This is a genomic window from Candidatus Desulfofervidus auxilii, assembly GCF_001577525.1.
GTDB lineage: Bacteria > Desulfobacterota > Desulfofervidia > Desulfofervidales > Desulfofervidaceae > Desulfofervidus > Desulfofervidus auxilii.
On the sequence record NZ_CP013015.1, the window covers coordinates 1857931 to 1878111 of the forward strand.

16 protein-coding genes and 1 tRNA gene are annotated in these 20181 nt (G+C 37.6%); 11 read left to right on the top strand and 6 right to left on the bottom strand.

The window, feature by feature from the left end:
• Positions 1-18: 18 nt before the first annotated feature.
• Positions 19-591 (top strand): hypothetical protein, encoded by a 573-nt coding sequence (locus HS1_RS09300; RefSeq protein WP_066064373.1) that lies wholly within the window; start codon positions 19-21, stop codon positions 589-591.
• Between the two features lie 696 nt (positions 592-1287).
• Positions 1288-2562: a serine--tRNA ligase gene (serS, locus tag HS1_RS09305; RefSeq protein WP_066064379.1), complete on the top strand. Its 1275-nt coding sequence runs from the start codon at positions 1288-1290 to the stop codon at positions 2560-2562.
• A gap of 5 nt (positions 2563-2567) precedes the next feature.
• Here the strand turns inward: serS and uvrA are convergent, their stop codons facing one another.
• On the bottom strand, positions 2568-5021 hold the full coding sequence (gene uvrA, locus HS1_RS09310; protein ID WP_066064382.1) for an excinuclease ABC subunit UvrA: 2454 nt from the start codon (positions 5019-5021) through the stop codon (positions 2568-2570).
• A 243-nt stretch (positions 5022-5264) separates the two neighbouring features.
• Here uvrA and HS1_RS09315 point away from each other — a divergent pair.
• From HS1_RS09315 to HS1_RS09340, 7 genes are all read left to right on the top strand, one after another.
• Positions 5265-5341 (top strand) — tRNA-Arg (locus tag HS1_RS09315).
• 228 nt (positions 5342-5569) lie between these two features.
• Entirely contained in the window at positions 5570-5731 is a 162-nt protein-coding gene (locus HS1_RS13175) for a hypothetical protein (RefSeq protein ID WP_156469440.1), read from the top strand.
• A gap of 8 nt (positions 5732-5739) precedes the next feature.
• Positions 5740-5910 (top strand): hypothetical protein, encoded by a 171-nt coding sequence (locus HS1_RS09320; protein WP_156469441.1) that lies wholly within the window; start codon positions 5740-5742, stop codon positions 5908-5910.
• A gap of 745 nt (positions 5911-6655) precedes the next feature.
• Positions 6656-7741: a sulfite exporter TauE/SafE family protein gene (locus HS1_RS09325; RefSeq protein ID WP_082757765.1), complete on the top strand. Its 1086-nt coding sequence runs from the start codon at positions 6656-6658 to the stop codon at positions 7739-7741.
• 12 nt (positions 7742-7753) lie between these two features.
• Complete coding sequence (locus HS1_RS09330; protein ID WP_066064389.1) at positions 7754-8227, top strand: hypothetical protein; 474 nt, start codon at positions 7754-7756, stop codon at positions 8225-8227.
• A 426-nt stretch (positions 8228-8653) separates the two neighbouring features.
• The gene (locus HS1_RS09335) at positions 8654-8836 is read left to right on the top strand and encodes a hypothetical protein (protein ID WP_066064392.1); all 183 of its coding nucleotides are present in this window, start codon (positions 8654-8656) and stop codon (positions 8834-8836) included.
• Positions 8837-8901: 65 nt separating this feature from the next.
• Positions 8902-9336: a hypothetical protein gene (locus tag HS1_RS09340; RefSeq protein ID WP_066064395.1), complete on the top strand. Its 435-nt coding sequence runs from the start codon at positions 8902-8904 to the stop codon at positions 9334-9336.
• Here HS1_RS09340 and HS1_RS09345 read toward each other — a convergent pair whose 3' ends face one another.
• From HS1_RS09345 to lon, 5 genes are all read right to left on the bottom strand, one after another.
• On the bottom strand, positions 9337-10698 hold the full coding sequence (locus HS1_RS09345; RefSeq protein ID WP_066064398.1) for a sigma-54-dependent transcriptional regulator: 1362 nt from the start codon (positions 10696-10698) through the stop codon (positions 9337-9339). It abuts the gene before it with no gap.
• Complete coding sequence (locus HS1_RS09350) at positions 10688-11833, bottom strand: sensor histidine kinase (protein WP_066064401.1); 1146 nt, start codon at positions 11831-11833, stop codon at positions 10688-10690. The genes HS1_RS09345 and HS1_RS09350 overlap by 11 nt, the downstream gene beginning before the upstream one ends.
• Positions 11834-11854: 21 nt before the next feature.
• On the bottom strand, positions 11855-13915 hold the full coding sequence (locus HS1_RS09355) for an ATP-binding protein (RefSeq protein WP_066064405.1): 2061 nt from the start codon (positions 13913-13915) through the stop codon (positions 11855-11857).
• A 4-nt stretch (positions 13916-13919) separates the two neighbouring features.
• Positions 13920-14369 carry a cytochrome c family protein gene (locus HS1_RS09360; RefSeq protein WP_066064408.1) on the bottom strand — a complete coding sequence of 150 codons (450 nt, stop codon included), beginning with the start codon at positions 14367-14369 and terminating at the stop codon, positions 13920-13922.
• Between the two features lie 348 nt (positions 14370-14717).
• On the bottom strand, positions 14718-16718 hold the full coding sequence (gene lon / locus HS1_RS09370; protein ID WP_066066567.1) for an endopeptidase La: 2001 nt from the start codon (positions 16716-16718) through the stop codon (positions 14718-14720).
• A gap of 138 nt (positions 16719-16856) precedes the next feature.
• Between lon and dnaK the strand changes: the two genes are divergently transcribed.
• The gene (gene dnaK, locus HS1_RS09375) at positions 16857-18749 is read left to right on the top strand and encodes a molecular chaperone DnaK (RefSeq protein WP_066066571.1); all 1893 of its coding nucleotides are present in this window, start codon (positions 16857-16859) and stop codon (positions 18747-18749) included.
• Between the two features lie 198 nt (positions 18750-18947).
• Positions 18948-20180 carry a GAF domain-containing sensor histidine kinase gene (locus tag HS1_RS09380; RefSeq protein WP_082757767.1) on the top strand — a complete coding sequence of 411 codons (1233 nt, stop codon included), beginning with the start codon at positions 18948-18950 and terminating at the stop codon, positions 20178-20180.
• Position 20181 lies beyond the last annotated feature (1 nt).

A 20181-nucleotide genomic window follows, 5' to 3' on the forward strand; every position in this document is an offset into this window, starting at 1 on the left:
TATGCCATATTTTTATCAGTGAGAGAAGAAATAGTTCAAGAAAAAGAGATTATTGCCCATGCAGGGGAACTGCCAGAGGTGGCCTTTTATAGCAGTCTTTATTTTCTTACACAAGAACCAGAAGGGCCTCAGTTGGTTCTTACCCCAGCAGAAATTTCTTTTCTTAAAAAGGGTGTAATAGAAGGGTATAAGCGTATTATTTTGAGGGATTTGAATCCAAAAATGAAAGGAAAAACTGAATTTAGAAGTATAGAGCGAGCCATCATAAATTTTAAGAGGCTAAAGCGTTATGCCTATAAGGAAAAATTTGATATTAGTGAGATTATTCCCCAAATAGCAAAGGCGTTAGCTGTTTATATGAAGGCCGAGTTAGAGGATGTTTATTTAGAAAAACACTCATTGCGCACCGTAAATTGTGAAAAAGAAGATTGGGAATGGTTTATAAAGGAGTTACACCTTGAGAATTCTTCTCTTTTACCTAACACAGAAGCATTCTTTAAACGCACCCCCTTGTCTTTTAAAGAAACTATAGAACTTTTTAAAATCAGGAAAAATTCAAAATCCGTGATAATTTTAAAAGAAAACCCATAAATATAGTAAAATAAGGCAAATTTTTAAAAACATTGCTTTACTTAAAAGGTAAAACGACCAATGCGCTTTCTTTCAATAGCCAACCTCAATTAGAATAATTTGGAAACCAGGACTACGTCAAAGTCAGGCCATAAGTAGTTTAACAAAAAGAACAAACGTTTAAATATGGTCTAAAAAATCCAAATTTCAAAATCCAAATGCCAAATGAAATCCAAATGCCAAATGAAATCCAAATGTCTTAATGCCAAAACATTAAATCAGTGAGTAGTGAATAGTGAGGGAATGAAATAGCCAAATGTAGTGGAATTGGGGTCAAACCTACAAAATACAGTTAAGAAAATAGAAAACGGAAAACAGAAATTTCCAATTCCCAATTCTAACATGTAAACGTGTCAATGTGTAAACGTGTTAACGTGCATAAAGAAGGAAAGGGAAACGGGAAACAGAAAATAGAAATTCCCAATTCCCAGTTCCTAATTCCCAATTCTAACGTGCAAACGTGTAAACGTGCTAACGTTCCAATTTAACAGAAGGCGATTTTGCATTTTTCAATTTGCATTCTGCATTGAGCCATCCTGCCTGTCGGCAGACAGGTGCGCTTAACATTTGGATCTCTGTTAAAATTACTTTGACGAAGTCCTAATTTGGAAACAGTGTAACATTGACTGAATCTATTCCCTATGCTAAAAACCAGCCGTGTTAGATTTAAGATTTGTGCGGAGAAATCTAGAAATTATCGCTACTTCTTTGAAAAAAAGGGGGAGTGATTTAAATGTTAATGAGTTTTTACAATTAGACCAAAGAAGAAGAGAAATTTTGGCCAAAGTGGAGACTCTGAGGGCTAAACGGAATCGAGTTACTAGTGAAATTCCTCAGAAGAAACACGCCCATGAAGATATTACTTCTCTCTTGCAGGAAGCCAAGACCCTCAGTAGGCAAATTGAGGCTTTAGATAAAGAATTAAAAGAAGTAGAAAGGGGGATTTATGATTTTTTGGTAAATCTTCCTAATATTCCTCACCCTTCTGTCCCTATAGGTAAAGATGAGACAGAAAATGTAGTAGTAAAATTTTGGGGAGAAAAACCTATTTTTTCTTTTTCTCCCAAACCTCATTGGGAAATTGGGGAAAAATTAAACATCCTAGACTTTAAACGAGCAGCTAAAATTTCTGGTTCTCGGTTTGCAGTTTATAGAGGGGGAGGGGCTGCCTTAGAACGTGCCCTTATTAATTTTATGCTGGATTTACATGTTCAAGAACATGGCTATATAGAAATTTTCCCCCCTTTTTTAGTGAATGAAAAGACTATGTTTGGAACAGGTCAGTTACCTAAATTTAAAGAAGATTTATTTAAGATAGAAGGAGAGGACTATTATCTCATTCCTACGGCTGAGGTGCCAGTGACCAATCTCCACCAAGATGAAATTTTGCAAGAGGCCCAGTTACCTATCAAATATGTAGCTTATTCGGCGTGTTTTAGAGCAGAAGCAGGCTCTTATGGTAGAGATGTAAGAGGTATTGTTAGACAACATCAATTTAACAAAGTAGAATTAGTGGAATTTACTACACCAGAAACTTCTTATCAGGAATTGGAGGTTCTTTTAAATCACGCTGAGGAGGTATTAAAAAGGTTGGGTCTCCATTACCGCGTGGTAGAATTGTGCACAGGGGATTTAGGTTTTGCCGCAGCTAAGACTTATGATATTGAAGTTTGGTTTCCAGGACAGGGTATTTATAAAGAAATTTCTTCTTGCAGTAATTTTGAAGATTTTCAAGCACGCCGCGCCAATATTCGCTACCGATGCAAAGGAGTTAAAGGCACAAGATTGGTGCATACCCTTAATGCCTCAGGTTTGGCTATTGGGAGAACAGTAGTAGCTATCTTAGAAACCTACCAACAACCAGATGGGAGCGTTTTAATTCCCCCAGTTTTGCGCCCTTATTTAAGTGGGAAAGAAAAGATTAAGGGTTGAAGTCTCTATTTTAATGCCATTTTCAACCATTGTCCTGTGTAAGAGTGAGGATGATGGGTGATTTCTTCTGGTGTTCCTTGGAAAATCACCATCCCACCTTTTTCACCGCCTTCTGGGCCTAAATCAATGATATAATCCGATGCTGCTATAAGGTCTAAATTGTGTTCAATGACTATTATGGTGTTTCCCTTTTCTACTAGTTTATGCAGTACTTTAATAAGTTTTTCTATGTCAAGTCTATGAAGCCCTGTGGTAGGTTCATCCAGTATATAGAGGGTTTTTCCCTGTGTGCCTATGCATAGTTCGGTAGCCAGTTTGATGCGTTGGGCCTCTCCTCCGGAGAGGGTAGGACTAGGCTGACCAAGAGTAAGATAGCCTAAACCCATTTCTTTTAAGATTTCCAATGGACGTCTGATAATGGATATAGGAGCAAAAAAATCTACTGCTTCTGTGATGGTCATATTTAATACCTGAGCAATATTTTTACCCTTGTAAGTGATGGAAAGAGTTTCTTCGTTAAATCGCATACCATTACATACTTCGCAATCTACATAGACATCTGGCAAGAAGCTCATTTCTACTCTTACTTTGCCTTGTCCCTTACAGTGTTCACATCGGCCACCTACTACATTAAAAGAAAAACGACCAGGTTTATATCCTCTGGCCCTGGCCGCTGGCACTTGAGAAAAAAGGTGGCGAATATGGTCTAAAAAGCCCACATAAGTAGCAGGTGTAGAACGAGGAGTTTTTCCAATGGGACTGTGGTCTACTACTAAAACTCTATCTAAGGCATTCCAACCTATTATATCATCATGATTTTGGGGAGGGGTCGTTTTTTGGAGCCGGGCCTTAACTCCTTTATAAATTACCTCCATCACCAAACTACTTTTTCCTGCTCCAGAAACACCAGTTACACAAATCAATCTGCCTAGAGGAATATCTACATCAATATTTTTTAAATTAAAAGCTCGTGCTCCCTTAATATGTAACCAATTTTTGCTGGTTGGTTGAGGAATAGAGAGAGAAAGAGGTTTTTTAAAATATTGGCCGGTAATAGAAGCGGGGTTTGTTTTTATTTCATCTGGTGTGCCAGCAGCTATTACTTTCCCTCCCATTTTTCCTGCTCCTGGTCCCAGGTCAATCACAAAATCAGCAGCTTCAATGGTAGCTGGGTCATGTTCCACTACGATCACGGTATTTCCTCGGTCTCGCAGTGCTTTTAATACTTTAATTAACAAGGCATTATCTCTAGGATGAAGCCCAATAGTAGGTTCATCTAAAATATAACAGACCCCACGTAAGTTAGAACCCAACTGGGCAGCTAGCCGCAAGCGTTGGGCCTCTCCCCCAGAAAGGGTGTGACCACCTCTATTTAAAGAAAGATAGTCTAAGCCCACTTTTTTTAAAAATTTAAGTCGGGTGTAGATTTCAGGGAATATTGCCTTGGCAATGGCCTTTTGGCGGACATTTAACTTAAGTTTAGACAAAACTTCTAAAACAGCCTCAATGTTTAATCCTTCTATTTCTGCAATGTTATAATTGGATATTTTCACAGAAAGGGCTATTTTATTGAGTCTTTTCCCCTGACATTGGGGACAAATTTCATTATCTACTTCACCTAACCCATCACAAAAAGGGCATTTCCCTAAACTAGTATTAAATGAAAAAAGTCTTGGGTCTAAAGGAGGTAGTCCTATTTGGCAAAATGGACAAAACAGTCGTTCACTAAAAAAAATTATATCGTCTTTAGTCATAACACTGAGAACCCCTCTACCTTCCTTCAAGGCCAAAGCAACCAACGCTTGGAGTTCATTTGCTTTTTGAATTTTTGGGATATAGTGGGCAATGACAATATCTATATCATGGGACTGATAACGGCTAAGTTTGGGTATTTTTGAGGTCAAGTGAATAATTTTCCCATCTACTCTCAGTTCTTTATAGCCTTTTTTAAAGGCTTCTTTAAAGACTTCTTGGTGCCAGCCTTTTTTTTGCCTGACTTTAGGAGCAAGGATAGTCACCTCTTTTTCTTGCCATCTATTTAAAATAGCCTCTGTAATTTCAGTTGGAGTGGAGGGGTGCACAGGCCGACCACATTGAGGGCAATATTGTTCCCCTGCTTTCGCATAAAAAAGCCGAAGAAAGTGGTCAATTTCAGTGACTGTGGCCACGGTTGAGCGCCTGCTAAAAATACTGGTGCGCTGACTTATAGCTACCGTAGGAGGGATGCCTTTTAAAACATCTATGTCAGGCTTGGCTAAGACTTGTAAATATTGACGCACATAAGTAGGGAGACTTTCAATATAGCGCCTCTGCCCTTCAGTAAAAAGGATATCAAAGGCCAGAGTAGTTTTTCCTGAACCACTGATTCCAGTAATTACTATAAATTTATCCCTAGGGATACACAGGTCAATATTTTTTAAATTGTGCTCTCTAGCCCCACGAAGGATAATGTTGGACATAGGTTATCTATTATACAATAAGTTTATGAAAAATATTTAAAATAAGTCAATTTACAGAACTTTCCCAGAATTTTTAAAAACTTTCCGAAAAGAAAGTGTGCTTTTTTTCTCATTCCACTTATTGAAATCAAATAATTCATTAATATTTTTAAAGATTAACTTCTAAATTTTGGGGAATGTCCAATTTTATAATTTGTTGACTAAATTTAGAAAAAATATTACAATAAGTTTTCTAAAAAGGAAGCGCCCGTAGCTCAGCTGGATAGAGCGCCGGACTACGAATCCGTAGGTCGGGGGTTCGAATCCCTCCGGGCGCACCAAAAATGGCATTTCTTATCCAATTATTCAAACGATGCGCATTGTAACATGTCGTTTCTTTTTATAACAAAATAGAAAAATATGTATATTTAAGAGAAGTTAACTTCCTTAATTATTTCTGTTGCAAAATGAAATATAACCAAATAAAAATTATGCTTATTTAAGTTATTTTTAAATGGCATGCATTTTGCTAGTATATTTTTTAGTAGCATAGAAAGGAGGTGTTTAGGATGAAAAGGTGGATAAAGGGTTTAGAGAGGTTGTTTATGGCAGCTACTTATGCTGAAGCAGGGGCATTTGAAAGCGCCAGAGAAGTGTTAAAGAGAGAAAAGAAGGAAAAGTATGTTCCACTGACTAAGAGAATTGAGCAACGAAAGGAAATAAGGAAATAGTGTTAATCTTGAGAGAAAAAACTTTATGGGCTATTTTAACAAAGAAAATAGAAATTTTGTTTGAAGTAGTCACTTATGCTGAAGCAGGGGCATTTGAAAGCGCCAGACGAGTGTTAAAGAAAGAAATAGGCATTTATGTATGTAAAGAATTTGCGCAGAAAAGCGTGAACCAAAGGTGAAATATACTTTATATAAATCCCAGGGTTACGTCAAAGTCAGGCCATAAGTAATTTAACAAAAAGAACAAACGTTTAAATATGGTCTAAAAAATCCAAATTTCAAAATCCAAATGCCAAATGAAATCCAAATGTCTAAATGCCAAAACATTAAATCAGCGAGTAGTGAAATAGTGATGGAATGAAATAGCCAAATGTAGTGGAATTGGGGTCAAACTTACAAAATACAGTTAAGAAAATAGAAAACAGAAAATAGAAATTCCCAATTCCCAGTTCCTAATTCCCAATTCCAACGTGCTAACGTTCCAATTTGACAGAAGGCGATTTTGCATTTTTCAATTTGCATTCTGCATTGAGCCATTGCGCTTAACATTTGGATCTCCGTTAAAATTACTTTGACGAAGTCCTAACATAAATCCATATAAAACCTAAAGTGTATACCTAAAATCTCAAACAAATTGGGTTCTATTACTTGCTATTAATAAACTTTTTAAAAATAGAAGCGACGTGGGATGGCAAAGGGTATATATTACATATCGCAACGATTGAGTTATATTATGTAACATAAACTAATTTTTTTGATATTTCAGAGTAATCTGAGATATTGGTCATTATCTATTGCAAAGTGTAACAGAATAAATCCCTTGACCAGAAATTAATTAAGGAAAAAGACAGCTATTCTGTCTTATGACTTATTGGCATAGAATTTGTAGGAAAATTAACAGAAAGTCTAAATAAGGAGGATGCCATGGGTGTTTTAGAAGGGGCAAAGAAGGTTAGGAGAAAAGCAGAATATTTGTTAGAAGTTGCTACTTTAGCTGAAGCAGGTTCTTATGAAGGCACGGGGATGTTAGAAGGAGTTCTGTTGATGTTTCTGGTTGCTGTTTCATACATAGCCATGGCATTATTTTCAGAGGTGCAAGCTACAGGGATTTTGAGTCCAAAGTTTGTGTTGGGAATAATTGTAGGCTCTTTTTTGCTAAGCACTGGCATTGCTATTGTTGCAGTCATTGCAGGAGTTGGTGGAGGGGTTCTATTTACCCCTATTGTCTTAGGCTTTACTTCCTTTGATACACTGCTAGTCAGGGCTACAGGTCTGGTAGTAGCTATGTTTAGTGGCTTGATCTCTACAGGACCGTTTATGAGGAAGGGTCTATCTGACATCAAAATTGTTTATTTCTGTTCAATTCCTATTGTGGTAGGAGCTATAGTAGGTGCCTTTGGTGCAGTATATCTTTCGGCATATTTAGGCCCGACAGGTGACGCCATCGTCAGGCTTACCTTAGGAGTTACCCTTCTTTTTATTGGTTTCATGTTCATTTTTGGAGGTTCAAAAACAGAGTATCCCAAAGCGAAACGTATAGACCGTTTTACACAATGGCTAGGAATTAGAGGAAGTTATTGGGAAGAGTCATTGAAAAAAGTGGTAAATTATCGGCCAACAAAAGGTTTACCTGGATTTTTACTTTTTCTTTTGGTGGGTTTTACTGGTGGTTTCTTTGGCCTTGGAGGGGGATGGGCAGTCGTCCCGGTGTTAAATTTTGTAATGGCAGTTCCACTTAAAGTATCGGCTGCTTGCAGTGGGGTTTTACTGGCAATAGGTAATGCTGCTGCCATATGGCCGTATATCTTATTTGGTGCTCTAATTCCCCTATTTGCTGCTCCCTGGATGCTTGGACAAGTTGTGGGAGGAATAATAGGGGCAACTATACTGGCTAGAGTTAAAGCTGCTTTTGTAAGGTATATACTTATTGGCATCTTATTTTTAACCAGCATCAAACTCAATGTGCGAGGAATAGAGGGATTATTTGGGATAGACTTACCAATTTTTTAGGAGGTAATAATCATGGAAGAAATAGTTATGGCTAAAGAAATGTTTATGGCTGAGACTAAAGAGGAGACCAAACCTAAACCCCCATTAGCTGGGCTTGTTTATGGAGAAATTATATATTGGGGAACTCTTTTAGGGGCATTAATTGCTGTCTTGGGGTCAACTTTTGCCTTTATATCTAGGTCTAATGTGATGGATGTATCATATGTTTTTTCTGCTATTTGGCAAGGCAAGGATGTAGCTACTGTCTGGAAAGAAGGAATAGGGCAATTACCCCAAGGGCACTGGTATCTGCACAATATAACTACCGGTGATGGTCTTACCATGTTTGGAATAGCCCTTGGTGTTTTTGCAGTGATACCAGGTATGTTTTTATCAGCTATATTACTGTTAAAGAAAAGAGAATATTTTTTTGCGACTCTGGCGATTATTGCTGGTATAATATGTCTCACAGCCTGTTTGGGCTTATTTGCTCTTCCTCAACGGTAAAACAGAAAAATAGCACCTTTCATTTTAACTAGGCATTTAGATATCAACATGTAGTGGGGCATCTACCCCACTACATGTTTTTGGAAACAGGATTAAGGAAAGAGGAGTCTATTTATTCTTTTTCTTAAATCAACCTTAGTTATTCTAAACAGTAAATGGCAAAGCCACCCTGAATGAGTGTAGTGTTAAGAATTTCAAAATGTTGCATATTGTAAATAGTTGGTTACAAATGGCAGCAGACACCTAATGTCTTGTATATCTGAATAAATTGGAATATTCACATAGGCTATTGCGAAATAAAACAAACCTAATTTGAGCCCAGAGAGATTACATGAAAAAGTCCAGTTGTGATAAATACTCAGCAGTTTAGCTAATTGGCATGGGACTTGCAACATAAAATAGTGAAATCCAAGAAAGGAGGGCAAGATGTTAGGAAAATTGATGAAAAAAATAGAAATTTTGTTTGAAGCAGCTACTTATGCTGAGGCAGGGGCATTTGAGATTGCTAGGGAAACATTAAAGAGGAAGTATTTTGAAGAAAAAGAAAAACGTGTTCCAGTAACCAAGAGGGTTGAACAACGAAAAGAAATAAGAGCTCCTCACCGCTAAAAGTGCAAAATGTTCTTTAAAGGCCGGCCAAAAGAAATATTGAGCATGGTGTTGAGGTCTTAAGCATGGGGAAGAAGATTCTATTGGCTATTTTAATGAAAAAGATAGAAACCTTACTAGAAGCAGCCACTTATGCTGAGGCAGGGGCATTTGAGATTGCCAGGGAAACATTGAAGAAAGAAGGACACAAGACAGACAAAGAAGTATTTATGTATGCAGAGAATTTACGCAAAAGACTGGGAGCAGAACTCGAAGTCCTCTATGTAATTAGACCCGATGATGAACAACTCTTAGAGAAAAAGCAATTGAGGTCCAGGCTGATTCCAAATGTGATTTTCTCCATAGGTAATTTGGAAGAAGAGATTATAAAATATATCAGGCGGCATAAAGACATTATTTTTACTATTGTTTCTAAAAAGGATATTAAAAACTTAATTGAGCGGTATAATCAGTTAAACTGCCCTTTAGTAATTATTTCCCCAAAATCACATTCAATTTAATTATTTTTCAATCCCATAGCGTTTTAGCTTTCTCCAAAGTGAGACGCGGTCTATACCCAGAACTTCAGCAGCTCGGGTTTTATTGCCACTAAATTTTTTAAGAACCCATAAGATATAAGATTTTTCCTGTTCCTTAAGAGTGGGATAGCGCTCTCCTCTTTTGCGAAAGGTTCGAATTTCCAATCTTCTTAAATCCTCAGGAAGGTGCTCTGGCTGAAGCACATCCCCTAGACACAATGCTACTCCCCTTTCAATGATATTCTCTAACTCTCTTATATTGCCAGGGTAATCATAGTTTGTAAGAATTTCTATAACTTCAGAAGAGATTTTCTTAATGTCTTTATTCATGGAATCTGCATATTTTTTTAAGAAGTAATAACTTAATAAAGGAATATCTCCTTTACGTTCACAAAGTGGGGGTATATGTAAAGATACCACATTAAGGCGATAATATAAATCCTCCCTAAATCGTCCGTTTTTAACAGCCTCTTGAATGTCTTGATTGGTAGCAGCAATAAAACGGACATCCACTTTAATAGGACTAGTTCCTCCCAGTCTCATGATTTCCTTTTCTTGAATTACCCTCATAAGTTTTGTTTGCATGGCATGAGACATATCAGTAATTTCATCCAGAAAAAGGGTGCCTTGAGAGGCCATCTCTATAAGCCCCTTTTTTAAATAGTTTGCACCAGTAAATGCCCCTTTTTCGTGTCCAAAAAGCTCATTTGCTAAAAGCTCTTCGTGGAATGCACCACAGTTTATAGCTAACATCGGGCCTTTGGCTCTAAGGCTGTGGTCATGGATATATCGGGCCAGTAGCTCTTTTCCTGTTCCTGTCTCACCACTGATAAGAATATTGCAATCTGTAGGGGCTACCTTCCGAGCCATCTGTAAGAGTTTCCTCATATTTTCGTCCTCAGTAACTATTATTACTTGACTTTTTTCATAATTTTTTAAACGCTCTTTTAATTTTTTAACTTCCTTTTGAAGCCTGTTCTTTTCTACTGCTTCTGCCACCACTTTACGTACTTCATCAAACTTATAAGGTTTTGCAATATAGTGATAAGCTCCTTTTTTCATAGCCTCTACAGCCGAGTCTATAGTAGCATACGCAGTAATAATAATTACCTCTGAATATGGATAGAGTTGGCGACATCTTTCAAGAATCTGCATTCCATTAACTTTTTCCATACGTAAGTCTGTTAAAACCACAGGGAATTCCTCTTCTTCTAAAAGCTTTAATGCTTTTACCCCACTTTGTGTCCCTACTACTTCATATCCTTCCTTTTTTAGGATATATTCAAGATTCTTTAAGGCAATTAGTTCATCATCTACTACTAATAATCTTACCCTATTGTTCATAAGCTCTCTTCCTTAAAGGCAATTGAACCAAAAAAGAAGTGCCTTCTCCTACTTTACTTTTTACTGTAATACGACCTCCATGTCTCTCTATAATCTCATGGGTAACAAATAAACCTAACCCTGAACCTTTACCCACTTCTTTAGTAGTAAAAAAGGGGTCAAATATCCTAGGTAAAATTTCTGGTTTAATCCCAACACCTGTATCCTTAAACTTAATATTTACAAAACCTTTATCCTCATCTACCTCCGCCTTTATACTAATTATCCCTTCATTTGGTATACTCTGGATGGCATTGGTAATAATATTTAAGAATGCCTGTTGAATGCGTTGCTTATCAGCATAGATATTAATGCTTTCTGGCACCTCAACCCTTATCTCTACCCTAGCAGGGACTTGGCCCCGAATAAAACTCATCGTTTCCTGTATTATATCCTTTAAGTTTAATGTTTCTTTTTCAAACTCCTTTTGCCTAGAAAACTCTAAAAGGGAACGGATAATATTGCGAGCCTTATCGGTTTGTTCTTCAATTTGCTTTAAGAAATGTTTTCTAAAATCCAAATCAGTATTTTCTATCTCTTCCAGAAGTATTTGGCAGGATGTAGATATATTGGAAAGGGGATTATTTAGCTCATGAGCCACGCCAGCTAAAAGTGTGCCTAAGGCAGCAAGCTTTTTTGATTGAAATAATTGCATTTCCTTAATCCTTAATTCTTCTATGGCTTCTTTTACTTTATTTTCTAGATTAGTAGTGTATTCTTTGAGCCGCTGCTTCATCTCTAACTTTTCCTTGGCGCGCTTTAAGGCCACTGCTAGGGCCTCGTCCTTAATAGGCTTGGTAATGAAATCCGAGGCCTCGAATTGAAGAGACTGGATAGCTAAATCCATATCTCCATGGCCAGTGATAATTATTACTTCGGTTTCAGGGTTGATCTGTTTAATCTTTTTTAATACCTCAATCCCATCCATACCAGGCATCTTTATATCGGTTAATACAATGGGGGGATTTTCGCGACGGAATATTTCTATTCCCTCCTTACCACTTGCTGCTGTCATAACCTCATAACCTTCACTACGCAAAGATAAACCTAATATCTCCCTTACCGGCGCTTCGTCATCAATAAGTAAAAGTTTCATCTTAAATACCTTCTTAATCCACTAGACCTGCCTTCGGACTGCTGGGAATCTTAACTCAAATGTGGTTCCTTTTCCTTCCTTACTTTCTACCGTTATAGTCCCACCATAATCTGTGACAATAGCATAGCTAATAGAAAGCCCTAGTCCAGTGCCCCTGCCTGCTTCTTTAGTGGTAAAAAAGGGCTCAAATATTCTATCTATAATATTTTCAGGAATGCCTTTTCCGGTATCAGACACGGTAACAGTAACATCACCCTTGTCTATAAAGGATTTTATCTTTAATAACTTAGTTGAACTAGCCGCCTTGTTCTCCATGGCATCTCGGGCATTGGTTACTAAATTTATAAAAACTTGCTCTAATCTGTTGCTCTCCGCCATTATGCAAGGTAATTTTTCGTCTAAATCCAACTCTACCTCTATTTCACGTAGTCTTAATTGTTGACCTAGTATTTTAAAGACGTTTCTTATAGGTTCATTAATGTTTACTTCATGAGCCTTTATCTCTGCTACCCTAGAAAACTCTCGCAGATGATTGATAATTTGAGAGGCCCTATCTACCTGGCTACTTATCTGTTGAGCCACAGTTTTTAATTCCTCATCATTTACCTTTTTACCTCTTTCTATGGTCTTCTTAAAAAAGTCACTACCCACCTTTATAACATTCAGCGGCTGGTTCAATTCGTGGGCAATGCCTGCTGCCATTTCTCCCAAGGTTGCTAACTTGCTGGCCTGAATCAACTGAGCCTCTTTCTGCACACTCTCTGTGATGTCTGTTGTTGTGGCGATAAGGGCATTTCTTTCCAGGAATCTCACACGGCATATTTGAATATTGACGAAAAAAATACTTCCATCCTTTCTACGATGTTGCTTTTTAGAGAAAAAAATACATCTCCCATCTAAGAGACCTTTTGAATCTTGCATAATTCTTTGCATGTCTTCTTCATATCCCAGATCCATAAATGATAACTTCAGAAGTTCTTCTTTTGAATAGCCATATTGAACCTCGGCTCTTGCATTTGCATCCAAAATTTTATAGGTGTCATAATCTAAAATAAAAATAGGATTTGGGTTAGTATTAAAAAGGAACATGTATTTTTCTTGAGAGTGTTTTATTTCCTCTTTAGATAAGTTTAATCTATAAAGCATATGTTTAAAGGAATCTGCTAACTTGACTATTTCATCGCCAATATGAGTCTTATAGACCAGACAGTTACGACACATATCCAGCTTTTCTGGAAATTTCCCAGATGGCTCAGCCATGCAAAGGGTATTATCCACGTACCAACACATAATTTCAGTATTCCCATATGCAGGACAGTTGGTTCTGTCACAATTTTGTATTTCCCAGCATTTGACTTGTCTTCCAAATTCAAATCCAGGTTTTCCACGACTGATTTCGTCAGCCAATTGAGTGAGAGTAGAAAGGGGTCGGGTGATATATCTGGATAAAAATAAAGTTAAGAAAAAACCCACCACCACAATAGAGATCAAACTTAAGACAACTTCTCTATTCCTAATGGTTACTATTCTTTCCTCTATAGGTTTCCAGTCAATTCCTACAGTTAAAACTCCTAATATTCTCTTTTTACTTCCATGGCACTTATGACATGTCTTCTCATTATAGATAGGCATAGCATGAAGAAGTGTTTTTTCTTCCCTTAATGTTTCCAAACCTTTAACTAGGGAACCAGTCCGTAAAGCTTTTTTGGTAACCTCTGAAGTATCAACTTTATTTATGTTGTTTAGTATTCCGCTATATTTAACAACACCTTTAGTATCACAAAGGTTTACCACCTTTACATCTTTCATTTTGTTTAGTCTTTCTAAAATGGCCTGAACATCGTCCATATCTCCATCAAACATGGGATATTCAATACTTTTCATGACTGTATCACTGAGCTCAAAAGCCCACTCTTCTTGTCTACTAAAATGGTATTTTATCCGTGTTACCATATCATAGTAAGTAAAAATGCCTGTTACTATGATTAAAATCAAACTTACACCCAATATTAACTTAGTCTTTAGACTGATTATATTCAACTTAATATATAACCGCTCTAAAAACGCTATAATTTGGTTCAATTCCCTAATACCCTATATGCTTATGTTGGCGATGGCATGTAGTGCAGAGGTTTTTAGGAATGTTTATTGTCTTGCGACGTTCCACTACATTAGTGGCCTTTACATGGAGGCTTGCAGGTCCATGACATGTTTCGCACTGAACATTTTTTAAGTGCGGTGTTTTTTCTACACTGATAAAACCACCTGGTTCGCCATAACCAGTGGTGTGACAAGGTAGACATTGAGGGTCATGGTCTTTACCTCTCATTTCTAAAATGCGAAAGTTTCTGGAATACTTCCATTCAGAGTATGTTTTCACATGCTCAGGGTGACATCCCCTACACTTCTGCATTCCCACATAATGGGGTTTTTCTTTTTCTTCTTCAGCCGAGGCGGTGAAAACCTGGGAATCCACGCCCATACAAAAACATTCAATAATGATAAAGAAAACAACTTTTTTGATAAACCATCTCACACCTCTCCTCCTTGCCTATCAGCAAGTTATATAAATTATACAATTAATTATTTCAGAAGGCAACTTAAAACAGTGCCCCAAAATCCCCGACCTCCTTTGCAGCCCCAGCCCTAAATAAAATATTTGTATGGTTGCGGTCAGTTACTATATTTGCCTGTCTGCCAACAAGCAGGCCTGCCCGACGGCCGTGTCTGCCCCTGCCCGCAGGCAGGCGGGGACAGACAGGCAGGCGGGTGGATTTTCTTTTAAAGTTATCACGGATTTGGGGAGTATGTATACATAGTATATTGAACCAAAAGATATAAAGGCACTTCAAAAAAGATTTCTTATTTTTATGCAGAGGGTATTTCACCTCAAAACCAAATCTACAATGTCTTCGATTTTATCTATTAAAATAATCTCCAACCCTTTTCGAATATCCTCTGAAAGATCCTCTACATCGGCTTTATTTTTGCCAGGCAAAATTACAGTTTTTACCCCAGCCCTTCGGGCAGCCAGTATCTTTTCTTTGATCCCTCCTACAGGGAGAACTCTTCCGCTTAAGGTCAACTCTCCAGTCATACCCACCTCTCTTTTTGCTGGTCTCTCTGTTAAAAGAGAAATAAGGGCTAAAGCAATGGTTATACCAGCAGAAGGCCCATCTTTAGGAATAGCCCCAGCAGGAACATGGATATGAATGTCATGATGATCAAAGAAATCTGCCGGGATATGAAATGAGTCAGCATTGCTACGAACATAGCTTAAAGCTGCTTGAGCAGATTCTTGCATGACATTTCCCAGTGACCCTGTTAGAATAAGTTTCATTTTCCCTTTCATTTTAGTTGCTTCTACAAAGATAATATCTCCACCTGTCTCTGTCCAAACTAGACCTGTAGCAACGCCCACACGGTCTTTTGCCTCAGCTACTTCATAATAAAATTTTCTTGGCCCTAAATATTTCCTCACTAATTCAGGAGTTACAATAATATCTTCTCCAAACCTCTTATTATGCTTAACAATCTCTCTAGCAATTTTCCTACATACAGAAGCAATTTCTCTTTCCAACCCTCTTAATCCAGCCTCACGGGTATATTCTTGGATGATTTTATATACCGCTTCAACCGTAAATTTTGGAGGATTTAAGGATAGTCCATTTTCCTTAATCTCTCTAGGAATAATGAACCGAAATGCAATTTTTTCCTTCTCTTGGTCTGTATATCCTGAAAAATAAAGGGTTTCCATCCGATCTAAAAGTGGATCTGGAATGGGGTCTATTATATTGGCAGTGGTAATAAACATAATCTTAGATAGATCAAAGGGGGTGTCTAAATAATAATCGGTAAAGTCAGCGTTTTGTTCTGGATCCAATACTTCTAATAAGGCTGAAGCAGGGTCTCCCCTGAAATCTTGTCCTATTTTATCTACCTCATCCAGCATAAATACAGGGTTAATTGAACCAACACGACGTATTTCACGAATTATTCGTCCTGGCATAGCTGCCACATAAGTTCGGGGATGTCCTCTTATCTCAGCCTCATCTTTCATCCCTGCAAGGGAAATACGGACAAATTTTCTTTCCAACGCCTGGGCAATGGATTTACCTAAAGAGGTTTTCCCAGTGCCTGGTGGTCCTACAAAACAAAAAATAGGCCCTCTGATTTCCTGCTGTAAAAGCCTTTTCTCCAAAGCCTCTCTTACTATGGAGCGGACATCTTTTATTTGAAAGGGTTTAGCAATATAATTGTAAGCCCCTTTTTTTATCGCTTCTACAGCCGAGGAGATGGTGGCATAGGCAGTAATCATAATAACTTCAACATCTGGATACCTACTCTTTATTCTTTCAAGTAGCTCCATACCATCAATCTTTTCCATCTTCAGGTCTGTCAGAACCACATCGAACTCAGCGTTTTGAAACTGTTGAAGAGCCTCCATGCCACTTGCTACTGCAACTACATGATAACCTTCTTTTTCCAAAATATGCTTCAGATTGTCTCGGGCAATCTTATCATCATCTACTACTAATATTTGGTATTTCCGATCTAATTTCAATTTTCTGACAGCTAGGTATTCTAAAATCCTTTCTTTAACATTTTCCAAACCATAGTGATTTTCATTAAGAATCCTCTCTGCCCGGTTAATATCTAGGTTATCTTGCGTTTGTTTATTCCAGGGAAGGGTGACTAAGTACTCAATATAGATAAGACCCACAGTATATTCAGCTGTGCTAGAGTTCATCTTAGTTAGTTTTTCTAACTCCTGATTAGCAATTTCTCTGATATTGACAGGCAAATCAGCCTCATCAATCATTTTGCGCAAGTCTTCTATATCCGTGGTATGGTTTTTTTTGTTGGATTTTTTAAAGAATTTCATTACAAATTTAATTATATCCAAGTTTAAATTGGATATCAATGGGTGTCTGAACTTATAACTTGTTTTTCCTATCCTCTTGCCAAAAAAGACAAGTATGCTTATTTTAAATTAAATTCCATAGAAGGAGGAAAGCAAATAATGGCAAAGGCAGTAGGTATTGACTTAGGTACAACTAACTCTGCGATTGCAGTGATTGAGGGAGGTAAACCCAAGATAATTCCTAATGCGGAAGGAAATAGGATAACTCCCTCAGTGGTGGCCTTTACTAAAGATGGCCAGCGTTTAGTTGGACAAGTAGCCAAAAGACAAGCTATTTTAAACCCTGAACGCACTTTTTATTCAGTAAAAAGGTTTGTTGGACGACGGTGGGGAGAGGTAGACGAAGAGAGTAAAATTGTATCTTACAAGGTGGTTCGTGGAGAAAATGATACTGTGCGATTTGAGATAGATGGGAAGCTCCATGCCCCTGAAGAGATCTCGGCCATGGTCCTTAGAAAATTGGTAGATGATGCCTCGGCCTATTTAGGTGAGAAGGTAAAAGATGTGGTAATTACTGTGCCTGCTTATTTCAATGATTCACAAAGACAGGCAACCAAAGACGCAGGCACCATTGCTGGTTTAAATGTTTTAAGAATTATCAATGAACCCACAGCCGCGGCCTTGGCTTATGGTGTGGAAAGAGGTAAGGCTGAAAAGATCTTGGTATTTGACTTAGGTGGCGGCACTTTTGATGTTTCTATCTTAGAAGTAGGAGAAGGTGTATGTGAGGTGTTGGCTACTTCTGGCGATACACACTTAGGTGGTGATGATTTTGATAAACGTATTGTAGATTGGATGGCAGACGAATTCAAGAAGGATTATGGGATTGATTTAAGAGAAGATAGACAGGCCTTGCAACGTCTTTATGAAGCTGCGGAAAAAGCCAAGTGTGAACTTTCTTCCACCTTGGAGACGGAGATTAATCTTCCTTTTATTACCGCTGATGCTCAAGGTCCAAAGCATTTACAGATGAAACTTACTCGAGCAAAATTTGAACAACTGGTAGATGATTTGATAAAAAGATGTTTGCCTCCAACGAAACAGGCCTTAGCAGATGCAAAGCTTTCACCTCAAGATATAGATGAGGTATTACTTGTAGGAGGGAGCACGCGGATTCCAGCAGTTCAGCAGTTTCTCAAAGAGTTTTTTGGAAAGGAGCCAAATAAGAGCATTAACCCTGATGAAGCAGTAGCTTTAGGGGCCGCTATTCAAGCAGGTATTATTCAAGGAGAAGTGAAAGAGGTAGTTTTATTAGATGTAACCCCCCTTTCTTTAGGTGTAGAAACCTTAGGTGGGGTGATGACTAAAGTGATTGAAAGAAATACTACTATTCCTGTGAAGAGAAGCCAGATTTTCACTACTGCTGAAGATAATCAAAGTGCTGTAGATATTGTTATCTGTCAGGGTGAACGCCCTATGGCTAGAGATAATAGAATCTTGGGCCAATTCAGGTTAGAGGGAATTAGGCCAGCACCTAGAGGTGTTCCTAGAATTGAAGTTACCTTTGATATTGATGTCAATGGCATTTTAAATGTAAGTGCAAAGGATTTAGATACCCAGAAAGAACAAAGGATTACTATTAGTGGTGCATCAACATTGGATAAAAGTGAAGTGGAAAGAATGGTGAAAGAGGCAGAGATGCATGCCGAAGAAGATAGACGGCGTAAAGAAAAAGCGGAAGTGAAAAATCAAGCTGATAATCTGGCTTACCAAATAGAAAAAACTATCAAGGATTTAGGAGACAAAGCTCCTGCTACAGACAAGGCTCGTTGTGAACAACTTATCCAGGACATCAGGCAGGCAGTGAAAGATGATGCCCCAATTGATAGAATCAAGAGTTTAATGAACGAATTGCAGCAGGCAGCTCAGAATTTGAGTGCTCAAGCCTATCAACAAGCCACAGGAGGCCCTTCTGGGACACCACCTCCAGGAGGACCAAGTAAAGGGGGAGAGGAAGAAGTAATAGATGCTGAGTATAAAGAAGCTAAATAACTAAACATTTTCTAAAAAGGCCGCTAAGGCGGCCTTTTTATTTTTAAGCTCTATTCTGTTTATCTAACTAAATTATTTTAAGAATTCCTGATTTTACCATTTTTCTGGGTTGTAGCAATTTAAATTTAGGTATAGAATTAATCCAAAGATTTAAAATTATGTTTATTATATTTCTAGCCATTGCTCCTTTAGCTAAATATGAAAGTGGAAAAAATTAGCGAATTGGAAACAAAGAGTAAATATTCCATATTGTGTGATATAAGTATGGAATTAACTCATCCTGCACCACTTGAAGAGGTTCTGGAGAAAACAGCAGATTTAATGGCCAAGTTTTTCTATCCTGATGGTATCAGAATTTATTTGTGGAATGATGAAGAAGCCAAATTAAAATTAACTGTTTCCAGAGGTTTATCAGAAGAGTTTTTAAAACAAGTTCAAGACATTCCCTTAGGGAAAGGATATTCAGGTATAGCCATTAGGCAGGGAAGGCCATTTGGTATGGATGTTTCTGAATTCCCAGATGAAGAAAGGAAAACTCTGTTTAGAAAAGAGGGAATTAAGTCTGTTCTAGCTATCCCTTTACAACTTAAGGGGTGTATATTAGGTGTATTAAATGTAGCTAGCACCAGAAATTATGATTTTTTTCTAGATAAACTGGATTTTTTATGTGCCATAGGAAGCCAAATTTCTATTGCTATTGACTATGCTAAGCTATTTGAGGAAAAAATTGAGCAAGAGAGATTAAAAGCTGCTCTTGAATTAGAAAGGGCTTTAGCTCAAATTGGGAGACTGGCTGCTATAGGAGAGATAACTACTAAAATTAGCCATGAGTTTCGGACTTGTTTGACAGTTATAGGAGGGTTTGCCAGAAGAATCCTGAAAAAGTGTTCACCCGAAGACAAAAAATATATAGATATAGTGCTCTCTGAAATTTCTAGGTTGGAAAACATTGTTTCTAACTTGACATGTTTGGTAGAGGAAGAAATCCATCCTCAAAAGACCAATATTAACCAATTAATTGAAGACTCTGTCCAATTATTTATAGATCAATTTGAGGAGAAAAACATTATTGTGCATAAAGTGTTAGATAAAAATTTACCTGAGGCCTTTGTGGACCCAAGACAGATTAAACATGTATTAATTTTTATTATTAAAAACATACTGGATGTGATGCCTGATGGTGGTAAGATTTTGGTAAAAACTAAGAGGCAAAACAATTTTGTCCAAATTGTTATTGAAGATAATGGCCCTCAAATACCTCAAGAGGATTTAATTAGATTGTTTTGTTCATTTGTTACAGGTAAACCTAGAGGAGTTGGTTTGGGATTGACTATTGCGCAGCGAATAATTGAGGGCAATAAAGGTGCTTTTTCCATAGTCAATAAGGAGGAAAAAGGGGTAATTCACCAAATACAGCTCCCATTAAATTAGG

Excerpts from the sequence above, each read along its gene's own strand:
- uvrA (WP_066064382.1), bottom strand. The coding sequence starts at position 5,021 with ATGTCCAACATTATCCTTCGTGGGGCTAGAGAGCACAATTTAAAAAAT.
- HS1_RS13175 (WP_156469440.1), top strand. The coding sequence starts at position 5,570 with ATGAAAAGGTGGATAAAGGGTTTAGAGAGGTTGTTTATGGCAGCTACT.
- HS1_RS09325 (WP_082757765.1), top strand. The coding sequence starts at position 6,656 with ATGGGTGTTTTAGAAGGGGCAAAGAAGGTTAGGAGAAAAGCAGAATAT.
- HS1_RS09330 (WP_066064389.1), top strand. The coding sequence starts at position 7,754 with ATGGAAGAAATAGTTATGGCTAAAGAAATGTTTATGGCTGAGACTAAA.
- HS1_RS09335 (WP_066064392.1), top strand. The coding sequence starts at position 8,654 with ATGTTAGGAAAATTGATGAAAAAAATAGAAATTTTGTTTGAAGCAGCT.
- HS1_RS09340 (WP_066064395.1), top strand. The coding sequence starts at position 8,902 with ATGGGGAAGAAGATTCTATTGGCTATTTTAATGAAAAAGATAGAAACC.
- HS1_RS09345 (WP_066064398.1), bottom strand. The coding sequence starts at position 10,698 with ATGAACAATAGGGTAAGATTATTAGTAGTAGATGATGAACTAATTGCC.
- HS1_RS09350 (WP_066064401.1), bottom strand. The coding sequence starts at position 11,833 with ATGAAACTTTTACTTATTGATGACGAAGCGCCGGTAAGGGAGATATTA.
- lon (WP_066066567.1), bottom strand. The coding sequence starts at position 16,718 with ATGAAATTCTTTAAAAAATCCAACAAAAAAAACCATACCACGGATATA.
- dnaK (WP_066066571.1), top strand. The coding sequence starts at position 16,857 with ATGGCAAAGGCAGTAGGTATTGACTTAGGTACAACTAACTCTGCGATT.
- HS1_RS09380 (WP_082757767.1), top strand. The coding sequence starts at position 18,948 with ATGAAAGTGGAAAAAATTAGCGAATTGGAAACAAAGAGTAAATATTCC.